Annotated in this window: 21 protein-coding genes, 1 rRNA gene and 1 riboswitch; of the genes, 2 read left to right on the forward strand and 20 right to left on the reverse strand. The window is 45.4% G+C overall.

Going from position 1 to position 17492, the window contains the following annotated elements:
• Positions 1-38 precede the first annotated feature (38 nt).
• The 9 genes from ispE to AB4Z29_RS28585 form a co-directional block, all read right to left on the reverse strand.
• Complete coding sequence (gene ispE, locus AB4Z29_RS28545) at positions 39-893, reverse strand: 4-(cytidine 5'-diphospho)-2-C-methyl-D-erythritol kinase (protein WP_183571222.1); 855 nt, start codon at positions 891-893, stop codon at positions 39-41.
• Positions 894-1030: 137 nt separating this feature from the next.
• Positions 1031-1216 carry a small, acid-soluble spore protein, alpha/beta type gene (locus tag AB4Z29_RS28550; RefSeq protein ID WP_183571220.1) on the reverse strand — a complete coding sequence of 62 codons (186 nt, stop codon included), beginning with the start codon at positions 1214-1216 and terminating at the stop codon, positions 1031-1033.
• 191 nt (positions 1217-1407) lie between these two features.
• A complete protein-coding gene (veg, locus tag AB4Z29_RS28555; protein WP_053373389.1) occupies positions 1408-1683 on the reverse strand; it encodes a biofilm formation stimulator Veg in 276 nt (91 codons plus the stop codon).
• 264 nt (positions 1684-1947) lie between these two features.
• Positions 1948-2832, reverse strand: a complete 885-nt coding sequence (gene yabG, locus AB4Z29_RS28560) for a sporulation peptidase YabG (protein WP_441946353.1) — start codon at positions 2830-2832, stop codon at positions 1948-1950.
• Between the two features lie 56 nt (positions 2833-2888).
• Positions 2889-3833 carry a 16S rRNA (adenine(1518)-N(6)/adenine(1519)-N(6))-dimethyltransferase RsmA gene (gene rsmA, locus AB4Z29_RS28565; RefSeq protein WP_441946354.1) on the reverse strand — a complete coding sequence of 315 codons (945 nt, stop codon included), beginning with the start codon at positions 3831-3833 and terminating at the stop codon, positions 2889-2891.
• Complete coding sequence (gene rnmV / locus AB4Z29_RS28570) at positions 3830-4387, reverse strand: ribonuclease M5 (RefSeq protein ID WP_441946355.1); 558 nt, start codon at positions 4385-4387, stop codon at positions 3830-3832. The genes rsmA and rnmV overlap by 4 nt, the downstream gene beginning before the upstream one ends.
• A 125-nt stretch (positions 4388-4512) precedes the next feature.
• Positions 4513-5661 carry a ubiquitin-like domain-containing protein gene (locus AB4Z29_RS28575; RefSeq protein ID WP_441946356.1) on the reverse strand — a complete coding sequence of 383 codons (1149 nt, stop codon included), beginning with the start codon at positions 5659-5661 and terminating at the stop codon, positions 4513-4515.
• Between the two features lie 250 nt (positions 5662-5911).
• Positions 5912-6093, reverse strand: a riboswitch (cyclic di-AMP (ydaO/yuaA leader).
• A 184-nt stretch (positions 6094-6277) separates the two neighbouring features.
• Entirely contained in the window at positions 6278-7045 is a 768-nt protein-coding gene (locus AB4Z29_RS28580) for a TatD family hydrolase (protein WP_441946366.1), read from the reverse strand.
• Between the two features lie 22 nt (positions 7046-7067).
• Positions 7068-8366, reverse strand: coding sequence for an HD domain-containing protein (locus AB4Z29_RS28585; protein ID WP_441946357.1), 1299 nt, complete (start codon positions 8364-8366; stop codon positions 7068-7070).
• Between the two features lie 271 nt (positions 8367-8637).
• Between AB4Z29_RS28585 and AB4Z29_RS28590 the strand changes: the two genes are divergently transcribed.
• Positions 8638-8892 carry an AbrB/MazE/SpoVT family DNA-binding domain-containing protein gene (locus AB4Z29_RS28590; protein ID WP_028609554.1) on the forward strand — a complete coding sequence of 85 codons (255 nt, stop codon included), beginning with the start codon at positions 8638-8640 and terminating at the stop codon, positions 8890-8892.
• Positions 8893-9022: 130 nt separating this feature from the next.
• Here the strand turns inward: AB4Z29_RS28590 and rsmI are convergent, their stop codons facing one another.
• The 10 genes from rsmI to AB4Z29_RS28640 all read right to left on the reverse strand — a co-directional run bounded on the left by rsmI (position 9023) and on the right by AB4Z29_RS28640 (position 16483).
• Positions 9023-9904, reverse strand: coding sequence for a 16S rRNA (cytidine(1402)-2'-O)-methyltransferase (gene rsmI / locus AB4Z29_RS28595; RefSeq protein ID WP_441946358.1), 882 nt, complete (start codon positions 9902-9904; stop codon positions 9023-9025).
• Complete coding sequence (locus AB4Z29_RS28600; protein ID WP_441946367.1) at positions 9901-10569, reverse strand: tRNA1(Val) (adenine(37)-N6)-methyltransferase; 669 nt, start codon at positions 10567-10569, stop codon at positions 9901-9903. The genes rsmI and AB4Z29_RS28600 overlap by 4 nt, the downstream gene beginning before the upstream one ends.
• 152 nt (positions 10570-10721) lie before the next feature.
• Positions 10722-11123 carry an initiation-control protein YabA gene (locus AB4Z29_RS28605; RefSeq protein ID WP_441946359.1) on the reverse strand — a complete coding sequence of 134 codons (402 nt, stop codon included), beginning with the start codon at positions 11121-11123 and terminating at the stop codon, positions 10722-10724.
• Between the two features lie 62 nt (positions 11124-11185).
• On the reverse strand, positions 11186-11989 hold the full coding sequence (locus AB4Z29_RS28610; protein WP_053373398.1) for a PSP1 domain-containing protein: 804 nt from the start codon (positions 11987-11989) through the stop codon (positions 11186-11188).
• A 3-nt stretch (positions 11990-11992) separates the two neighbouring features.
• The gene (holB, locus tag AB4Z29_RS28615) at positions 11993-12970 is read right to left on the reverse strand and encodes a DNA polymerase III subunit delta' (RefSeq protein ID WP_441946360.1); all 978 of its coding nucleotides are present in this window, start codon (positions 12968-12970) and stop codon (positions 11993-11995) included.
• A 33-nt stretch (positions 12971-13003) separates the two neighbouring features.
• Complete coding sequence (locus AB4Z29_RS28620; RefSeq protein ID WP_441946361.1) at positions 13004-13447, reverse strand: YaaR family protein; 444 nt, start codon at positions 13445-13447, stop codon at positions 13004-13006.
• A gap of 16 nt (positions 13448-13463) precedes the next feature.
• Positions 13464-13793 (reverse strand): cyclic-di-AMP receptor, encoded by a 330-nt coding sequence (locus tag AB4Z29_RS28625; RefSeq protein WP_137186827.1) that lies wholly within the window; start codon positions 13791-13793, stop codon positions 13464-13466.
• Between the two features lie 124 nt (positions 13794-13917).
• Positions 13918-14574, reverse strand: coding sequence for a dTMP kinase (gene tmk, locus AB4Z29_RS28630; protein WP_441946362.1), 657 nt, complete (start codon positions 14572-14574; stop codon positions 13918-13920).
• A gap of 115 nt (positions 14575-14689) precedes the next feature.
• Positions 14690-16189, reverse strand: coding sequence for an aminotransferase class I/II-fold pyridoxal phosphate-dependent enzyme (locus tag AB4Z29_RS28635; RefSeq protein ID WP_441946363.1), 1500 nt, complete (start codon positions 16187-16189; stop codon positions 14690-14692).
• Between the two features lie 102 nt (positions 16190-16291).
• Positions 16292-16483, reverse strand: coding sequence for a sigma factor G inhibitor Gin (locus AB4Z29_RS28640; protein ID WP_183571197.1), 192 nt, complete (start codon positions 16481-16483; stop codon positions 16292-16294).
• 234 nt (positions 16484-16717) lie between these two features.
• Between AB4Z29_RS28640 and AB4Z29_RS28645 the strand changes: the two genes are divergently transcribed.
• Positions 16718-17248 carry a transposase gene (locus AB4Z29_RS28645; RefSeq protein ID WP_441946364.1) on the forward strand — a complete coding sequence of 177 codons (531 nt, stop codon included), beginning with the start codon at positions 16718-16720 and terminating at the stop codon, positions 17246-17248.
• Positions 17249-17363: 115 nt separating this feature from the next.
• Here the strand turns inward: AB4Z29_RS28645 and rrf are convergent.
• Positions 17364-17480 (reverse strand): 5S ribosomal RNA (rrf, locus tag AB4Z29_RS28650).
• Positions 17481-17492: the final 12 nt, after the last annotated feature.

A 17492-nucleotide genomic window follows, 5' to 3' on the forward strand; every position in this document is an offset into this window, starting at 1 on the left:
ACATTTTTATACGGATTTAATCAAGAAGAACGTCAGTCCTATGTCAGCATTCTTACCACATAGACTTCTTTGCAGAAGCCGCGTAGCCCATTATAAATGCGCGGAAGCTTGGCTTCCTTCGAAACGAGCCCGAATACAGTCGGTCCGCTCCCCGACATCAGGACGCCGTCAGCTCCGAGACGAATCATGCTTTCCTTCAGCTGCATGACCTCCGGATAGAGGCCTAGCGTGACATTCTCAAGCACATTGCCGAGTCCTTCGCAAATATCGGTGAAGGAGCCCTGCTCAAGCGCACGAACCATATTAGGTATGGATGGATGCTCCTTCAGCTCATTGGCACGGAATCGTCCGTACACATCTGCAGTTGATACGTTGATTGGCGGCTTTGCAAGCACGACCCAGCATTGCGGTGGATTCTCGATATGCTCGAGCTTCTCGCCTCGGCCGCGGGCTATAGCGGTTCCGCCAGTGACGCAGAAAGGAACGTCAGAGCCGAGCTCCGCTCCTAAACGGCATAGCTCGTCCTCAGGGATTTGCAGCTTCCATAGCCGATTGAGCCCGCGCAGCGCAGCAGCAGCGTCACTGCTGCCACCCGCAAGACCTGCAGCGACCGGTATTTTTTTGTCCAAATGGATATAAACGCCCTGCTTTACGTCATAACGTTCTTTAATTAGCCTAGCCGCTTGAAAGGCCAAGTTCTTCTCGTCCAGCGGTATGTAGCCTACTTGGCTTGAGATAATGATCGTATCTCTAGGCAGCTCTTCCATTTCAAGTCGGTCAGCGAGGTCCACCATCGTCATAATCATTTCGACTTCATGGTACCCGTCATCACGCTTGCGGAGCACGTCGAGCAGTAAATTAATTTTGGCTGGAGCTTTTTCATAAATTTTCATCCGATGAGTTCACCCGTTCGTCCATAAGCTTTAAGCAACATTATATCAAACGAACGCAATAAAAGCTAAGAGATGACAATCCGTTTATATCCGGACGCCTTCCACTTAGCTTTTTCATGCCGAAATACGCTATTGATCTAAGGCTGGTTGCTCTTGGCAGCCGCCTGCTCTGCAAGCTGTATCGCGCGTTTAACCATGTTTCCGGCATCTTTCGAACGAATGCCTCCCCAGCCTTCTTGCTGAACCGTATCATAAAATCCCAGGTCCTTGGCCAGCTCATATTTCAATTGCTCCGACATTACTCCGCGTCTGCGTCGACCCATTCGCAAAACCTCCGCTTCTGAATTGTCACCTAATTCTCTATGCCTTTGTCACAATTGCCTAGCTAGTATGCTTCCGTTCAAGGACAACGATACAAAGGAATGCCAACCAGCTTATTGCGGAGCAATGCTTATGTACGAAAAAAAAAGCGCAGATGCTTTCTGCGCTAACATGCCTCAAGGCGATATATATTCTACTGTTGCAAATGGGCGATACGGACTTGACCTTCATCATTGCATACGGTCACTTCCACCGACTCAGTCAGTATGTCCGCATAACTGTATGAGACACGCTTGAACGCGTGTTGTTCTTCATCCAGCTTAACAATGAAAACAGAAGGGTAGGTTTCTTCCAACGTACCGGTTCGTTCGATGGTCTTTCGTCGGCCACCGTTCGCTCGAAGACGTATTTTGGAGCCAACATGAGCTTCCAAGCTGCGTTTAATATCCAATAGCGCATTTTTTGCCATTGTCCACTACCACCTCTTTCCTTGTTCATTATAACCAAAAAGAGAGGGCTTGTCAAACAAAGCGAAATATTATATCAGTAGGAATATTTACTTGTCAACGGTGATTTCACCCATTTTTTAAAAAATGATGCATAGATATGCAAAAAATATACATATTAAGAAGTTGGTTACCCTTCAATATGTATATTTACGCTTTTCCAGCGGCTATTTTGCACCCTATCTCGTAGGATATGGACCATCTTAACCAAGACTACGTCTGGCCATTTACTGCTTTAAAACCGAGTTGGACGCTGTTATTTTGGGCTTAGGCAATCCTACGCGGAATCGTCCCATCGTCTCGATGCCGCCTACGCCGTCGATACCGCTTATCGTACCGTGAATAACATCTGACAAATTAACCGTGTCTTTAATGGATGTATAGCTGGCTTTTATCGCGATATAGACCGGATCCAGCGCATGAATCAATATTCGGCCTGGTGAGCTTGCAAAATTAGAGCCTACCTGCAGCAAAGCCTCAAAATGGGACTGACAAGCTCCGGCAATTACGATTAAACCATCTCGGTTCTTCTCATATTCGCGCGCAACACGAACGGCATTCACGAAGTGCTGCGAGTTTTTGTAGCTGCTTAAGCTGTATAAATCCATTTGAGCACGATTTTTCAGAACTCCATCATGACCCGTAATGACGACAATATCAGGTTGTATTTGCGGCAGCAGTCGGTACAGCACATCAGCCATTTGCGATTCATGTACGTGAAGTCCATGCGAAGGGACATGCATCGTATTGTACAATTGCATGCTCTTCTTCAAATAGTTACCGTCGCCGTCGAGATGAAGCACCTTCCCAGGCACTTCAAAAAATGGCTGGCTCTGCTGCATCGCATGCCGAATATGATCTTCATTCTCCATAGCTTGACGCTCTCGTTCGGAGTGCATCCGTTTTAAGGAATCATTGACTTTAATCCGCACTTCTTGAACCGCGCTTGTCGTTTCCGGATCTCGTATGACCGACAGGTCAGGAATCGGAGCATCCGCAAGCAATCGGTAATCCGTGCCCTTAAGAACCGCAGTATGTGTACGAACAGCCTCTACCTTGAACAGCACGTCACCGCCATACGATTTGCGGACGACCAGGTCCCCTTGCTTCATGGGTAAATCACCTCTTCGTCTATCCTATGGGCAGACAGGGCGAATGGTGAGTATTTTTATGACGAAACGCTTTGGGTGCCCCAACCCGCTTCAAGCATGTTGCGGCTAATGCGGGCAAATTCTTCAAGAGACAGTGTCTCTCCCCGTCTAATCGGGTCAATATCATTTTTTAGGAGCATCTCTGTCAATGCTTCCCGACGCTCTTTGCCGACAAACGCAGTCAGATTATTAGCCAGCGTCTTTCGACGCTGTGCGAAGCTTGCTTGCACGACGCGGAAGAAATGGTCCTCATCAGGGACATCGACAGCCGGCTTCTCTCTCAGGGAAAGCTTAATAACAGCCGAATCGACATTAGGCTGCGGTATGAATACCGTATGCGGCACCGTACAGACAACCTTAGGCACGCAGTAGTATTGTACGGCGACGCTCAGACTTCCGTATTCCTTGCCCCCTGGCTTTGCAGCCATACGTTCCGCTACTTCCTTCTGAATCATCACGACGATATGCTCAAGCGGCAGCTTCTCCTCAAGCAGCTTCATCAGAATAGGCGTAGTTACATAATAAGGCAGGTTCGCTACGACGCTCACACCGGAAACATCTGCAAACTGCTCCGCAAACAACTGCTTCAAATCAAGCTTAAGCACGTCGCCATGGATAACTGTTGTATGGGTTTCTTCTGCAAGTACATCCTTCAGGATAGGAATAAGTCTATTGTCGATCTCTACGGCTGTCACCTTGCCTGCTGCTTGTGCGAGCCTTTGTGTAAGCGCGCCAATACCCGGGCCAATCTCAAGCGCCCCTTTTGTTTCATCGAGCTCGGCTGCCGCGACAATGTTGTTTAGAATATTTTGATCGATCAAAAAATTTTGACCGAGGCTTTTCTTGAAAGAGAAACCATATTTGGCGATAATCTCTTTCGTCCGTTTGGGTGTAGCTACTTCAATCGCAGCTTGTTTCACCGCCGCTTTACTGCCTGCTTCAGTCTGTTCTTGACCGCTCATCGAATTTCCCCTTTCAATTGTTCTTCCATTTTATGGTATGCGGCAATAAACTCTGTTTTCGTTATTTGAAAGCTTGTACAGCGCTTAAAAAACTGCTTGCCGTTCGCATAACCGATGCCAAGCAGCTTGCCAATGATCAAACGTCGATTAGACGCATCTGGATGAACAATTAAGCCCGCTTCCATTAAGTCCTCAAAGGTCACTTCTCCCGCTTCATCCACCGACTCTGTACGAAGCTCGGAGAGTGCAGTCCGGATCGCTTCCGGGCTTGCATTCTCTATTCCGATATCCCCCTTGTACAAGGCCTTCTCCTGCGGCAAGAAGGCATGCTTGCAGCCAGGCGCATGACGCGCAACGATTTTACGAATACGCTCGCCCGCATGGTCTGGATCGGTAAAAATGATGATGCCCCGGCGCTCGTTCGCTAACGCGATTCTTCTGAGTACATCCTCACCGATAGCCGAGCCATTGGTTTCTATTGTATCTGCCTCCACCGCACGTTTGATTGCAATGGTATCAGACTTGCCTTCAACAACAATGATCTCTTTAATCATCAAGCCATTTCCTTTCTACATAAACTCCGTTTACTCCGAAACATGCAAAAAGAAGAGGCAGTGCCTCTCCTTATGATGGCATATTTAATTAATAATGGCGATAAGCTGATGGTATCACTGCTGCTCTAGCTTGCAGAAGGCTTATTCGGCCCAAGGACATAAACAGTTATGCCTTTCTTTCTGCCAAACTTATTAGCGACTTTTGTACTATCAAAGTATACGTCAATTTTGTTTCCTTTAATCGCACTGCCCTTATCCTCAGCTCGACGGAAACCTATTCCTTCTATATATACCCACCAGCCGATTGGAATGACTTTGGGATCTACGGCAATCGTCCGTCCCTCTTGGACCTGCGTTCCCGAAGCTGTAATTCCATATTGAGGATGACCCTTTTCTTTCCCTGTCGAAGCCACGCCTGCTGAATAAGCAGTTAATGTAACGTTTTTAAGAACGCTTTTGGCCTTGAAATTAACGCCGCCTTTGGCTAGCGTTGCAACGCTCGGGCTCTTGCTAGACAGAACCGTCACCTTAGGCTCTTCTTTCTTCGTTCCAATGGCTACGACCTGATCAACAGCAGCTGTCTGGACAACCTTGCTGACCATTTTCTTCGAAATTAGAACCCCGTCCTCATACTGCTTCTCGATACTCTCTACGATAAGACCTTCCTTACCCGTCTGCACAAGCTTTTCCTTGCCTGCAGCCAGTGTCGGGTCTGTCTTCTTCACGATCAAAAATGGCATGGAGCGCTCGGACTCTGCCACCTTCGTGTCGACGCGAACAACGGTCACCGTAAGTTCGTTATCCAGAACGGTATGGAGCGGAGGCTGAACTTTATCTTGATCACGAACTGGAATATGTAATTCCTCGATCGCTGCCTGCACTGTTCTCTCTGTCGTGTACACAGTAGAGGTCTTGCCATCAGCCTTCACAATTACCGGTATCGCATGAGTCACCTCAATACGATCTCCGTCCTTTATAGCCGCATTAAGCGGTATGGACACCTCATCATGTGGTCCAATTGCGATAGCTTGTTCATCCAGTAGGCGTTGCAGGACCCATTGCTTCGTTTCTACAATGGTTTCTTGTCCGTTCACTACTACGGAGACGCTTTTGACAGCCGTTCCGTACAACAACACCAAAAACATGAAAGTCATAGCGATTGAGATAATAGCACTCAAAAGAATCAAACGCAAGTTTTCACGCTTCCATCGCAATGCGAAAGACATGCTGGATGATCGTTTCCCATGGGTGTCCTTAACCTGGAGTATTCCCACTTCATCGGTCCTCCTTCATAGCCCCGCCGCCAAGTGTTACGCATGATACAACTGACGCGACTATAGTATATTGGCGTGCAAGCACGCAATCCAGAACTGCTATATCGATCCAGGCACCCCCATCTTTTATCCCTATGTCGACAAATTCTCGATTATTCGAAAATAAAAAGAAGCCGTCGACAGAGGATCTGTTTCGTGGCTTCCCGAGTAATTGATTACACTGGGATACAGAAAATGGATGCACGAGGTTGATCACTCTCTATAACGCTTACGAGGTTAGCTGACGGATTCGGACAAGAGAGTCGCCCTATTCGCAAAACAATGCTCATGGCAATGGCTGCAAAATTCACCCCTGAAGAATTCAAAACGCGGAACACTTTCCCGCATCTGGTTCCCCCGCTCTCCAACTTGGAGATTAAGCGCAAACTGGAAATCCAATACAAAATTTTAAAGCTCTGAGATGAATCATACCCTCATACGAGGTGAATTGTAAAGATACGATAAAAGACGATTTAAGCGAAAAAGGTGGATAAAGACGGAAAAATTAAGCGATATTCGCTATAAAAATCAGTTTTTACGCGATAAAGGTCTCTCATTCTCTCCTTTTCTCTCGTTTTTATACAATACCAAAACATTTTTTACCGTTTTCGGTCGTAATTAAGGCCATTTCTTCTACCGATTTGCCTAATAATTCTGCTGCCGTCTCCGCTACTCGCAGTACATAAGCAGACTCATTTCGCTTCCCTCTGAAGGGGTGAGGCGACAAGTAAGGAGCATCGGTTTCAATCAAAATCCGGTCGAGTGGAACCTGTTTAAGTACCTCTTTTGGCACCCTTGCATTTTGGAATGTAACGGGTCCCCCGAATGAAATATAGAAGTTCATATCCAGGCATTGCTTAGCTGTCTCCCAGCTCCCTGAGAAGCAGTGCATGACACCTCCGATTTCGGATGCATTCTCCTCCTGAAGTATGCGAACTACATCCTCGTGAGCATCTCGGTTGTGAATGACAATCGGTTTTCCAACCTTGCGGGCTAGTCGAATCTGCTCCCGAAATACACGCTGCTGAACATCCTTAGGTGAGGTATCCCAGTGATAATCAAGCCCTATTTCACCAATGGCAACAACCTTCTCATGAGAGCAAAGCCGTTCAATCCATTCTAGATCTTCTGGTCGCATGTCAATGCTGTCCACGGGATGCCAGCCTACCGCTGCATAAATAAAATCATATTTCTCGGCAAGTGCTATCGTCGTTGGGATCGTTTCGCGGTTAAAGCCGATGTTAACGAGCATGTGTACTCCAGCATCTTTTGCACGCTGAATCACTTCGTCACGATCCTCGTCAAATTTATATGAATCCAAATGAGTGTGTGTGTCAAATAACAATGTCATGTTCGTGTTAGCTCCTTCAATCAAGTTTAAATATTTTTTTTAATGAATCCGGGATGGACTTTATATTTTTTTTGAGCGGCTCCTCTGGATAATAGAGATGATACTGGCCTTGATGCAGTCCTGTAATCGAGCGAACGATGTCGGATTTGGCAGATATTTCGCTTATTTCATCCTGGCCATCAAGTAACAAAATCGGCGCTTTTTCTTTCTTTTCTCCTTCTTTCTTGTCCGGCCTGTAAACGTCATACGGTAAGTCGAATGGATAATCAATTTCCATATGGTATTCGGGATTCATTCCTATAGAAGAGAAGCAATTGCTTATCTCATTTAATAGCGCTTCGTCAGGATTATCTATGGTTATGTACTTATATAATTGACGGTTCATAAACCGACAGCAAAGGTCGCTTAATATAAGATCAGGCTCCTCCGACCACTGCGTGAATGCCGTTTGAACCAGTGCCTCGTCCAGCTTCAAATAATCCTGTACCGTCATTGTATTCTGAATAAGCCGCATAATAGGTGTCGGCATCCATTCAAAAACATACCCACCCACATAAAGCTCCTGTGCTCTACGAAATATTTGACGTAATATAATTTCTGAGCTTCTTGTAACAGGATGGAAGTAAATCTGCCAGTACATTTGGTAACGGGACATTAAATAATGCTCAACGGCATGCATGCCGCTTTCTTTAACTACAATTTTCCCTTTATAGGGCCGTAATACACGCAAAATGCGCTCTAAATCGAAGGTTCCATAGTTAACGCCGGTAAAATAAGCATCTCTGAGCAAATAATCCATTCTGTCCGCATCCATTTGACTCGATATTAAACTAACGACAATGGGCTTGGGATAGGTTTTTTGGATGACAGCGGCTACATGTTCTGGAAATTGTTCAGATACGGAACGGAGTACCCGATTGATCTCCGTATCCTCCAGAATAATCTTGCAGGTCCACTGTTCATGGTCCGTGTCGAATACCTCTTCTAGCGAGTGGGAGAATGGGCCATGGCCAACGTCATGAAGTAAAGCTGCACATAATGAGACTAGTTTCTCCTCAGCTGGCCAATCCGGATAACCATTGCGCTCGAACTGCGATATAATTTTACGTGTAATTTCATAGACGCCGAGTGAATGTGAAAATCGACTATGCTCCGCGCCATGAAAAGTTAAATAAGATGTTCCCAATTGCCGTATTCTGCGCAATCTTTGAAACTCTTTTGTATTGATTAAATCCCAAATCGTCTGGTCCTGAACATAAATATAATTGTGGACGGGATCCTTAAAAACTTTCTCTTCTGTCAGCGGTTGCTTCATCGTCTCTCATCTCCTTTGTTCATATTTTCGACACATTAACTGAATATGATGTCGAATAGTGTCGTAATTTAGTTTCCAAATTGTCGAAGCTGTTGTATTCTATTACAGAGTAATATGACCTTAGTATCTAGTCAAATTCTCACTACTACGGTACTTATAAGCAATATTCTTAGTTGACTATTATGGTAATCGTTGGTATTATAGTAATACTAAAAGTAAAAACTATGTCGAACGATGGCGAATCGTATTTTGAGAGGGGCAATGATAGATTATGATGAAATCTACTGGTATTGTTCGTAAGGTTGATGAGCTAGGACGCGTCGTTATTCCGATCGAACTTCGTCGTACACTAGGTATAGGTGAAAAAGATGCGCTTGAGATTTATGTAGACGGAGAGCGTATCATGCTTAAGAAATATGAGCCTGCATGTATCTTCTGCGGCAATGCAGAAAACGTTTCCTATTTTAAAGGAAAAATTGTTTGTCATATTTGTTTGTCAGAGATGCCAACACCTGTGACAAAATAAAAAAAATAGGTTATACTGTACTTATCAACTTGTTAATTCTAACCTTTTTTATACTCCTTGATACCTTCCTGTGCTTGAACCCGGCCAGGAAGGTCTTTTTTTGTCCACATTCCCTTTTTTTAACTCATTATCATCTATTTACCTCATTATATACATCACGCTTAGGCAAACCTCGATCAAGCGCTGCTCTTTTAATTGCTTCCTTACGGTCGTATTGTTCCTCGTAATGGGCAACATGTGCCGCTAGGTCTAGGTCCGACCACCAAATGTCAGCGGTTGGCTGCTCACTTGCGCCTATTCCTCCTGCTCCCTCTACAACTACACAGAATTCTCCTTGAGGCGGATGCTCCTCAAACCAATCTATACATTCCGATATCGTTCCGCGTATGGCTTCCTCGTGGCGCTTCGTTAGCTCTCTTACGCATGCGATTTGGCGATCTCCAAGAACCTCGCGGAGAATAACGAGCGTTTTATTGATTCGATGCGGAGATTCATAGAATAGAAGAGTCCCGGCTTGGCCATGCAGCTCTTGCAGCCACTTGGTTAATGATTTTTTCTCGCGTGGAGGGAATCCAGCGAACAAGAAACGATCAGTCGGCAAGCCCGAGATAATAAGGGCAGACAATGCTGCATTTGCACCAGGGATAGGAATCACCGGAATGTTATTCTCGATAGCTTCTTTCACAAGGTCTGCCCCTGGATCTGATATGGCCGGTAACCCCGCATCGCTAACGAGTGCAATCGATTGTCCCTCTAGCAGCAATCTGACCAGCTCAGGACCGCTGGCCCGCTTATTATGCTCATGATAGCTCACAATTCGCGTCGGTATTTCAAAATGGGTAAGCAGTTTGCGAGTTTGTCTCGTATCCTCTGCTGCAATAAGCTGCACCTCCTTAAGCGTGCGAATCGCACGGAAGGTCATATCCTCTAGATTGCCTATTGGCGTAGCGACGAGATAAAGGCTGCCTACACCGGAAGCTGCTGCGTCAGCAAAGCTTTTTTGTATATTCAAACGATTTGCACCCCATTCTCATAAACCATAATAGGCGGGAGAAGCTTAATATCCGGTTTGCCATCACGCATCGCTTCTATTAGTACCATATTAGCTTCAGCATTTGCATGTGGATGAACAAATTGAATGCGCTTAGGCTCAAGTCTCCATTTGCGCATCGTTTCAACAATATCTAGCAGCCTTGAAGGGCGATGCACCATTGACACCTTTCCGCCTGGACGGACAAGCCGCGAGCAAGCCTCAGCTACATCCTCAAGCGTACAATGAATCTCATGCCTGGCTATTGCGTAATGCTCATTTTCATTCTGTTCACCTGCTGTGACCGGCATATAGGGCGGATTAACGGTAACTGCATCATATATCCCATTTCCCGCTAGCTTTGGATACAATCTGAGATCCTGCTCAATCACTGTAATCTGCTCCGTTAACTGATTAAGCTCAACGCTTCTTCTAGCCATATCGGCAAGTCTTGGTTGAATTTCAACCGCATCGATCTTTGCATTCGTTCTTGTCGTCAGCAGCATAGGAATAACGCCATTTCCCGTACATAAGTCAACGATGCGACCATGCTTCGGAATACTTGCAAAACGAGAAAGCAATACAGCGTCTAGCGAGAAGCTGAACACTTCCCTGCTTTGTATAATTTTCAGGCCCGATTCTGTCATGAGATCATCAAGCCGTTCATTTGCTGCTAAAGTTATTTGTTCCGACACGTTGTACGCCGCTCCTCGTCCTGGTTTTTTTTCATTATTGCATAGCTATATATGAATAAAAATACCGCCCTTGCGGCAAGGACGGCATGTCGATATGGATTCCATTATTTATTTAGAAAGGAAAGACAGAATAAACAGTCTCCCTCCGTCCGCAAATGCCCGTAATATACGTTGCATATGTGGAATCCTTCGTGGTACAGCCGGGTCAAATTGTCATGTCCTTCTCCGATCGCGACACTTGCTTCTACGAAAGCATGATCAGGTGGAAGAAGAACCTCTTGATTTACACCCGGCTTCTTGCCTTTGGCTGGCGCTTTAACCACTTCGCGCTCCAGCTCTGCTTCTCTCTTAAACAACTGACGCAGCTGGTTGTTCTCCTCACTTAGACGCTTATTATCCTCGAGCAGTTCTTTTACCTTCTGCTTCAAATCGGTAAGCTCCTTATGGAACACGCCTACTTGGCTATCCAGCTCGTCCATTTTCGCAAAAATCTTGTTCTTCTCCAAGTTCCCACCCCAGAGCTTCAAGCGTGAGTGTAACCTCACCCGTGAGAATCGCACTCTGCCGCTTATTTGATGACGACATCATCCATCGACAGTTCTTTCGGTTTACCTGGTGTATCAAATAACTGCACATACACGCTTTTGGTGGATGTGTTAATACCCGTTACTTTACCTTCACCATATGAGGTGACTACGAATTTACCAATTGCCGGAAGCTCCTCGCGGATGCTCTCGTAATTGTCATGCTCATATTTTAGGCAGCACATGAGGCGTCCGCATAATCCGGATATTTTCGTCGGATTAAGCGATAAATTCTGATCCTTGGCCATCTTAATGGATACGGGCTCGAAATCACCCAGCCAAGAGGAGCAGCATAATACTCGTCCACATGGGCCGATCCCGCCAAGCATTTTCGCCTCATCACGAACTCCGATTTGTCTGAGCTCAATCCGTGTACGAAACACGCTGGCAAGATCCTTAACTAGCTCACGGAAGTCTACTCTGCCTTCTGCCGTAAAGTAAAATATAATTTTGTTGCGGTCAAACGTAAATTCGACATCAACCAGCTTCATTCGCAGCTGATGTCCTTTTATCTTTTCAAGACAAGTAGAAAACGCATTTTTAGCTGCAGCGCGATTTTCTTCAACAACTTTCGCATCCACATCGCTCGCAATACGTATCACTTTCTTAAGAGGAAGAACGACATCCGATTCACCGACTTGCTTCTGTCCCACCACCACTTTACCGTATTCGATTCCGCGTGCTGTTTCAACAATAACATGTTGCTCCTTATCCACGGGATGCTCAACCGGATCAAAGTAATAGATCTTGCCCGCTTTCTTGAAGCGGACACCGATGACATTATACAAGAATTAGCCCTCCTGTAAGTTTACCAATAGTTGCTCAAATGCGAGCTGAGGCGTAACATTTGCGCGCATACGCTTACTCGCTTCTAACGTATGCTCGATGCAGGACACCCAGCCTGCGAATGAACGATTGAAGGCATGTTTGCTTAACCAATCCAACTGATCTATAAAAACGATGTTGTCCTGCCTTCCGGCCTGGAACTGTATCAAATCTTTAAACCATATAACTAATAACGACAGCAGCAGCTGCGTGTGCTCCACTAAATCTGTTTTGAATAGCTGCTGTCCAGCAGTGATCATCGCCGCGGTGAATCGGGTCAAACTCTCCTTGCCTAATTGTATCACTAGGGTTCTAATTTCTGCAAACTGATTCTGCTGGAGAAATTGTCTCGCACCATCCAGTCCGGAAGTTAAATGGACTGCCGTTCGAGCCAAAATGGATGGTGCACCTTCAGCTATTAGAACCTGCAGCATGCTCTCAGGCGGCATTGGGAGAAAGGGAACCCACTGCGTACGCGATCGGATTGTTGGAAGAATAGCTTGTCCATTATCCGTTATCAATATAGCAACAACCGGTGACAGGGGCTCCTCCAAAAACTTAAGCAGGCTGTTTGCCGCCTGCATCGTCATCTTGTCAGCCTGCTCGATCATATATACCTTTCGCTTTGTTCCGCTGTTGCGATAGGAGAAATCACGCTGCAGTTCTCGAATTTGGTCGATTTTGATCGATTGGCCATCAGGGGCTACAATCGTTAAATCCGTTTGATTCCCATGTTCGAACTTTCTGCACTCCAGGCACTCTCCGCATGAGTCTGCGCCTCCTGCAGTACAGAACAGCGCCTTCGCGAATTCACGAGCCATTGCCATACGCCCAGTGCCTGAAGGTCCATTAAATAAATAAGCGTGTGAAACTTTTCCGCTTTGCAGTGCATGCGAGAGAATTCGCTGTGCTTTCCATTGCCCTGGAATTTGTTCAAGGCTCATAGCCGTTCCTTACCTTTCCCTACGGCCAGCTAATCAAAACAACAAATTGATTAACAGACCCCTTATCTCGCCTATTTTGTTAAGCAAGTCGATTCTTCCTTGTTCGCTGTCAAGCAAGTCCTCGGCCATAGCAACCAGTGTGGCATCAATCTCATCCAAAAGCTTATATCGTTTGATACGTCCTCTGCGATCAAAGCCTTTGACTTCTTTCAACACAACACCGCGCCTGACCGTATCTTCCAAAAACTTCTTAATCATTTGACGGTACAGCTTTAATTCACGCACTGTCATTATTCGGCTCAGCCGCTCGCCTTGCCTGTGAATATCCTGCAGCTTCAGCTGCAGCTGTTCCGCAGTGCGATCAGCATCCTGTTGTACCATGACGTCCGCAAAACTTCTAGGCTGAACCTGCTTGGTTGACGCATCGTTATTTGTACGGTTTTGCCCTAATGGCCTAAAACCCTGATCAATTTTCATCGTTTGTCACGCCCATTCAGAAATGCTCGAATCGTTCAACTGGTATGACGAATACTGCCGCGCCCCCAACCTGAACTTCGACGGGAAAAGGGATATATGAATCGGTTGAACCACCCATCGGTGATACAGGAGTAACCAGTTGGTCTCGCACTTTGCAATTCGCATTTATTACTTGCAATACCTCATGTACTCTTTCGTCCTCTATACCGATCATAAAGGTAGTATTGCCCGCTCTCAGGAATCCACCAGTACTTGCAAGCTTTGTTGCTCTGAACCCTTCGCGCACAAGCGCGTTTGACAGTCGGTTGCTATCCTTATCTTGAATAACCGCGATTACTAATTTCATCTTCATTCCCCCTTGACTACTATTAGAATAGGTTATTGATGGTTCTTACTCATATTCATCGCCCGTATGTCCCTTTGAGAACGGTCTCAAAGAAAATACTGAGTGCAATAAAAAAGTCTATTCTTTAAAGTTTGACATCGGTTGCATAAAATCCTGCAAATCGACTGTCGATTGCTTCTAAAACGTCATTAAACACCATTTCCGGACGTTGTTCGGCATCAATTAACACCATTCGATCCGGATTTTGCTGCAACAGCTGCAGATAGCCTTCTCTTACCTTTTCATGAAACGAATGTTTTTCAAGATCCAATCGGTTAATCTCCCGTTCGGAAGCATCGGCGATTCGCTTAAGACCGACATCTGGAGAAATGTCCATGTAAATGGTCAAATCTGGCATAAGATCCTGGATCGCAAATTGATTGATGGACCATACCTCATCCATCCCTAAACCGCGAGCATGCCCTTGGTAAGCTAAGCTGCTATCTACGAACCGATCGCATATGACCATTTTTCCTTGCACCAGCGCCGGTGCGACCTTCTCCACCAAATGCTGTCTACGGGCTGCTGCATAAAGCAACGCCTCTGTCCTAGCATCCATTGCTGTATGACTTCGATCCAAAATAACGCCCCGGATCTGCTCCGAAATTGGAATCCCGCCAGGCTCTCGCGTTGTTATAACCGCTACCCCTCTTTGAAGCATTATATTCGAAAGCTGTTCAATCAGTGTCGACTTGCCGGCTCCTTCGCCGCCTTCTATGGTGATGAAAATACCTTTTCTCAAAGCTAAGGCTTCTCCTAACGTTTATGTTAACTATACTTTCTTCTATATTAACAAAGCAGTATGCCTTGTACAATGAAGAAATACTTCATTTTTCAAAAGCATCTGTCCAATCTGTCTATTCTCGGTATATCGCAATTGTTTTCATTTGCCCATCGCTGGCGCCTTGGAACTTAGCACCCATCACCGACAGCTCCTTAATGCGAATTATCGCTGCTGACGTAATTTTTTCACCCGGATAGAGTACGGCAATGCCTGGCGGATATGGTACAACTAACTCAGCCGAAATATGATTCACAGATTCTTCCAATGGTATACGCTGTATTGCTTTATTTTTAAACCCAGCTCTGGCAAACGAAACAGGCTCCGAAATCGGGTTCTCGTCAGGTTTAACGAGGCTAGGATTATTTCCTCGCTCCTTATTACCTTGCATCTTTGGACTTCTCTCGTTCAGCTGTACAATTGCATTTTGAAGCTTCTGTATATCATGCAACGAAGTTTGAATGCCTAAAACCAGAACAATATAACGGGGATCTGCCATTTCTATATAACAACCATGCGACTCCAGTATTTGCTGCAGCTCGAAGCCCGTATGCTTGCCTGTTTTGTCAAAAAGCACGACCCTCAAAGGATCCTTGCTTAATTCAGGCATGGTTCCTCTTTCTGTTATCATTTCGCAAATGTCGGTATCTTGGCTGATTAACCACGTACGAAAGGCTTCCGCCGTTTTCAAACTTTGCTCGAACATTGCTGGTCCTAACGAATCAATCATTGCTCGGGAAATATCAATAGAAGCAATAATCGGAAATGAAGGACTTGAGCTCTGAATCATTGCCAGTGACTGGCTTAACTCGCTTCTCGCGATTCGGCCACCTTGTACATGAAGCAGAGCCCCCATAGTCAAAGTAGGCAGCGTCTTATGAGCCGACTGTACGACTGCATCTGCCCCCTCAGATAATGCAGACCGCGGAAAGTCGCTGTGCATGCCAAAATGCGCTCCATGCGCCTCATCAACTAATAACGGTATGTGATAATGGTGAATAGCCTCTGCATATGGAGCAAGATTAACCTTCATACCATAATAATTAGGATTGGATAAAAAGACTGCTTTCGCCTCCGGGTATTTAGAAAGCGCTGCTTTTACATCCTGAACGGAAGGTATGGTCGCTAATCCAGAACGCGATTCCAGCTCGGGCGATAGAAACACAGCACGAGCTCCTGCTAATCGCAAGCCGTTAAGAACAGACTTATGTACGTTGCGCTGTACAATTACTAAGTCGTTCGGTTCGCAGATTGTAAGCAGCAAAGCAATATTCCCTGATGTACTGCCGCCTACCAAAAAATAAGTTTCATCTGAGCCAAATGTACGAGCCGCTAATTGCTGAGCTTCTTTAATTGAGGCCTCGGGATGGTGCAAATCATCTGTTGACGAAAGCTCTGTCATATCGATCTCCATAACTTTATGAAGATATTCAATTACCTTCGTATTCGTTGAATCTTTCCATTCAGGTTGGTTGAGTGCTTTTCCTCCATGGTGGCCTGGCACGTGGAATCCCGTACCTGCTGATTTGGCATGCTGGAGTAGAGCATTGAATACAGGTGCTATAAATGGCTTCATTAAAAGATGACAATCCCTTCAAAATGCATACTTAATAATGGTTTACTCTATTGTACCTTAACCTCATACAAAAAAAGAGCAGCTTCTGTAATCAGAAACCGCTCATGCATTTTTACCTAAAAATATCTGTTTCATTTGATGGATAAAAAAAGGATACTTGGCATCCTTAACATCCGTTTTGACCATTTCCGTTTCACAGCTTTCGCATATGAAGCCCGTCACAATCCGAATTCCTTGACCTTCTTCTTTCGTTTCGCTGCAAATATTGCATTGATACTCGCGATTATCGTCCATAACAATCCCCGCTTTCTGCTTGTTCCTATATAGCTACTATTATGACACATAGTCTATCTTTTTATACTTGTTTCATAGTGCATTTCAAATATTTATATATCGTATGCCCCATCTGGGCTAATGGTTACTGTTTCAAGAAAATTGTTTCGTCAACGCTATGGATAGTTAGCCAGTAAATACCGATATAGTTAACGAGAGTCACTTGTCAGGTTGATAAAGAAAGGAAGCCTAACTATGCATCAAAAATTATCCGAGCAAAAAAATGCTACCATTTATCAATACCAGCTTGTAAAACGAACGATTATTCGTCCTGAGCTCATCCAGAGCCACATACTTATAGCAGCGATCTTCCTCGCTTTTCAAGTGCTTATGTATCAAATGGACGGATTATTCTCCTGGTTATTCGGATTTGCAGTCGTACAAATCATACATATCGCGATTATTCTTGTTACTTTTATTGGAGTAGACGAGGCTGCCGACCGCAAATGGATTTGGAGAATTGCACCCCCATGGATCGGATTCAAACCTGCCAATGATATTAAACTGCTTTTATTTCGCCGTGTGCATCGTCATATGTTCTGGATTGGCTTGTGTACTGTAGCACTTCTTTATCCTTGGGTTAAGGAATCATTGATGATAAGCATCGTAAGCTGGCATTTATGGCTGCTCATTCCGCGTTTGCTTCTATCCTTCTCATTTCGTAAAGAACAGAACGATGGCGTGCTCCGGCTTGAGTCCAAAGAGGCCTCTTATTACCGTCGATAGTAGCCAGGCCTTAGATGCTCACGTAGAGCGTTCTATGGCCTCTTGGTTTTATGACGTATTTTTAATGTCAGAACAAACAAAAAACCTATCGCATTACATGCGATAGGTCTCTCGTGCTTGGCGACGTCCTACTCTCCCAAGACCCTGCGGTCTAAGTACCATTGGCGCTGGAGGGCTTAACGGTCGTGTTCGGTATGGGAACGCGTGGTTCCCCTCCGCCATCGCCACCAAACGTAGCGTGTTG

This window comes from Paenibacillus sp. 2TAB23 (assembly GCF_052115165.1).
Taxonomy (GTDB): Bacteria; Bacillota; Bacilli; order Paenibacillales; family Paenibacillaceae; genus Pristimantibacillus.

Bases quoted from the DNA above. Each gene is read 5' to 3' on its own strand.
- ispE (WP_183571222.1), bottom strand. From the start codon at position 893: ATGAAAATTTATGAAAAAGCTCCAGCCAAAATTAATTTACTGCTCGAC.
- AB4Z29_RS28550 (WP_183571220.1), bottom strand. From the start codon at position 1,216: ATGGGTCGACGCAGACGCGGAGTAATGTCGGAGCAATTGAAATATGAG.
- veg (WP_053373389.1), bottom strand. From the start codon at position 1,683: ATGGCAAAAAATGCGCTATTGGATATTAAACGCAGCTTGGAAGCTCAT.
- yabG (WP_441946353.1), bottom strand. From the start codon at position 2,832: ATGAAGCAAGGGGACCTGGTCGTCCGCAAATCGTATGGCGGTGACGTG.
- rsmA (WP_441946354.1), bottom strand. From the start codon at position 3,833: ATGAGCGGTCAAGAACAGACTGAAGCAGGCAGTAAAGCGGCGGTGAAA.
- rnmV (WP_441946355.1), bottom strand. From the start codon at position 4,387: ATGATTAAAGAGATCATTGTTGTTGAAGGCAAGTCTGATACCATTGCA.
- AB4Z29_RS28585 (WP_441946357.1), bottom strand. From the start codon at position 8,366: ATGAAGCAACCGCTGACAGAAGAGAAAGTTTTTAAGGATCCCGTCCAC.
- AB4Z29_RS28590 (WP_028609554.1), top strand. From the start codon at position 8,638: ATGATGAAATCTACTGGTATTGTTCGTAAGGTTGATGAGCTAGGACGC.
- AB4Z29_RS28600 (WP_441946367.1), bottom strand. From the start codon at position 10,569: ATGACAGAATCGGGCCTGAAAATTATACAAAGCAGGGAAGTGTTCAGC.
- holB (WP_441946360.1), bottom strand. From the start codon at position 12,970: ATGAGCCTTGAACAAATTCCAGGGCAATGGAAAGCACAGCGAATTCTC.
- AB4Z29_RS28620 (WP_441946361.1), bottom strand. From the start codon at position 13,447: ATGAAAATTGATCAGGGTTTTAGGCCATTAGGGCAAAACCGTACAAAT.
- AB4Z29_RS28625 (WP_137186827.1), bottom strand. From the start codon at position 13,793: ATGAAATTAGTAATCGCGGTTATTCAAGATAAGGATAGCAACCGACTG.
- AB4Z29_RS28635 (WP_441946363.1), bottom strand. From the start codon at position 16,189: ATGAAGCCATTTATAGCACCTGTATTCAATGCTCTACTCCAGCATGCC.
- AB4Z29_RS28640 (WP_183571197.1), bottom strand. From the start codon at position 16,483: ATGGACGATAATCGCGAGTATCAATGCAATATTTGCAGCGAAACGAAA.
- AB4Z29_RS28645 (WP_441946364.1), top strand. From the start codon at position 16,718: ATGCATCAAAAATTATCCGAGCAAAAAAATGCTACCATTTATCAATAC.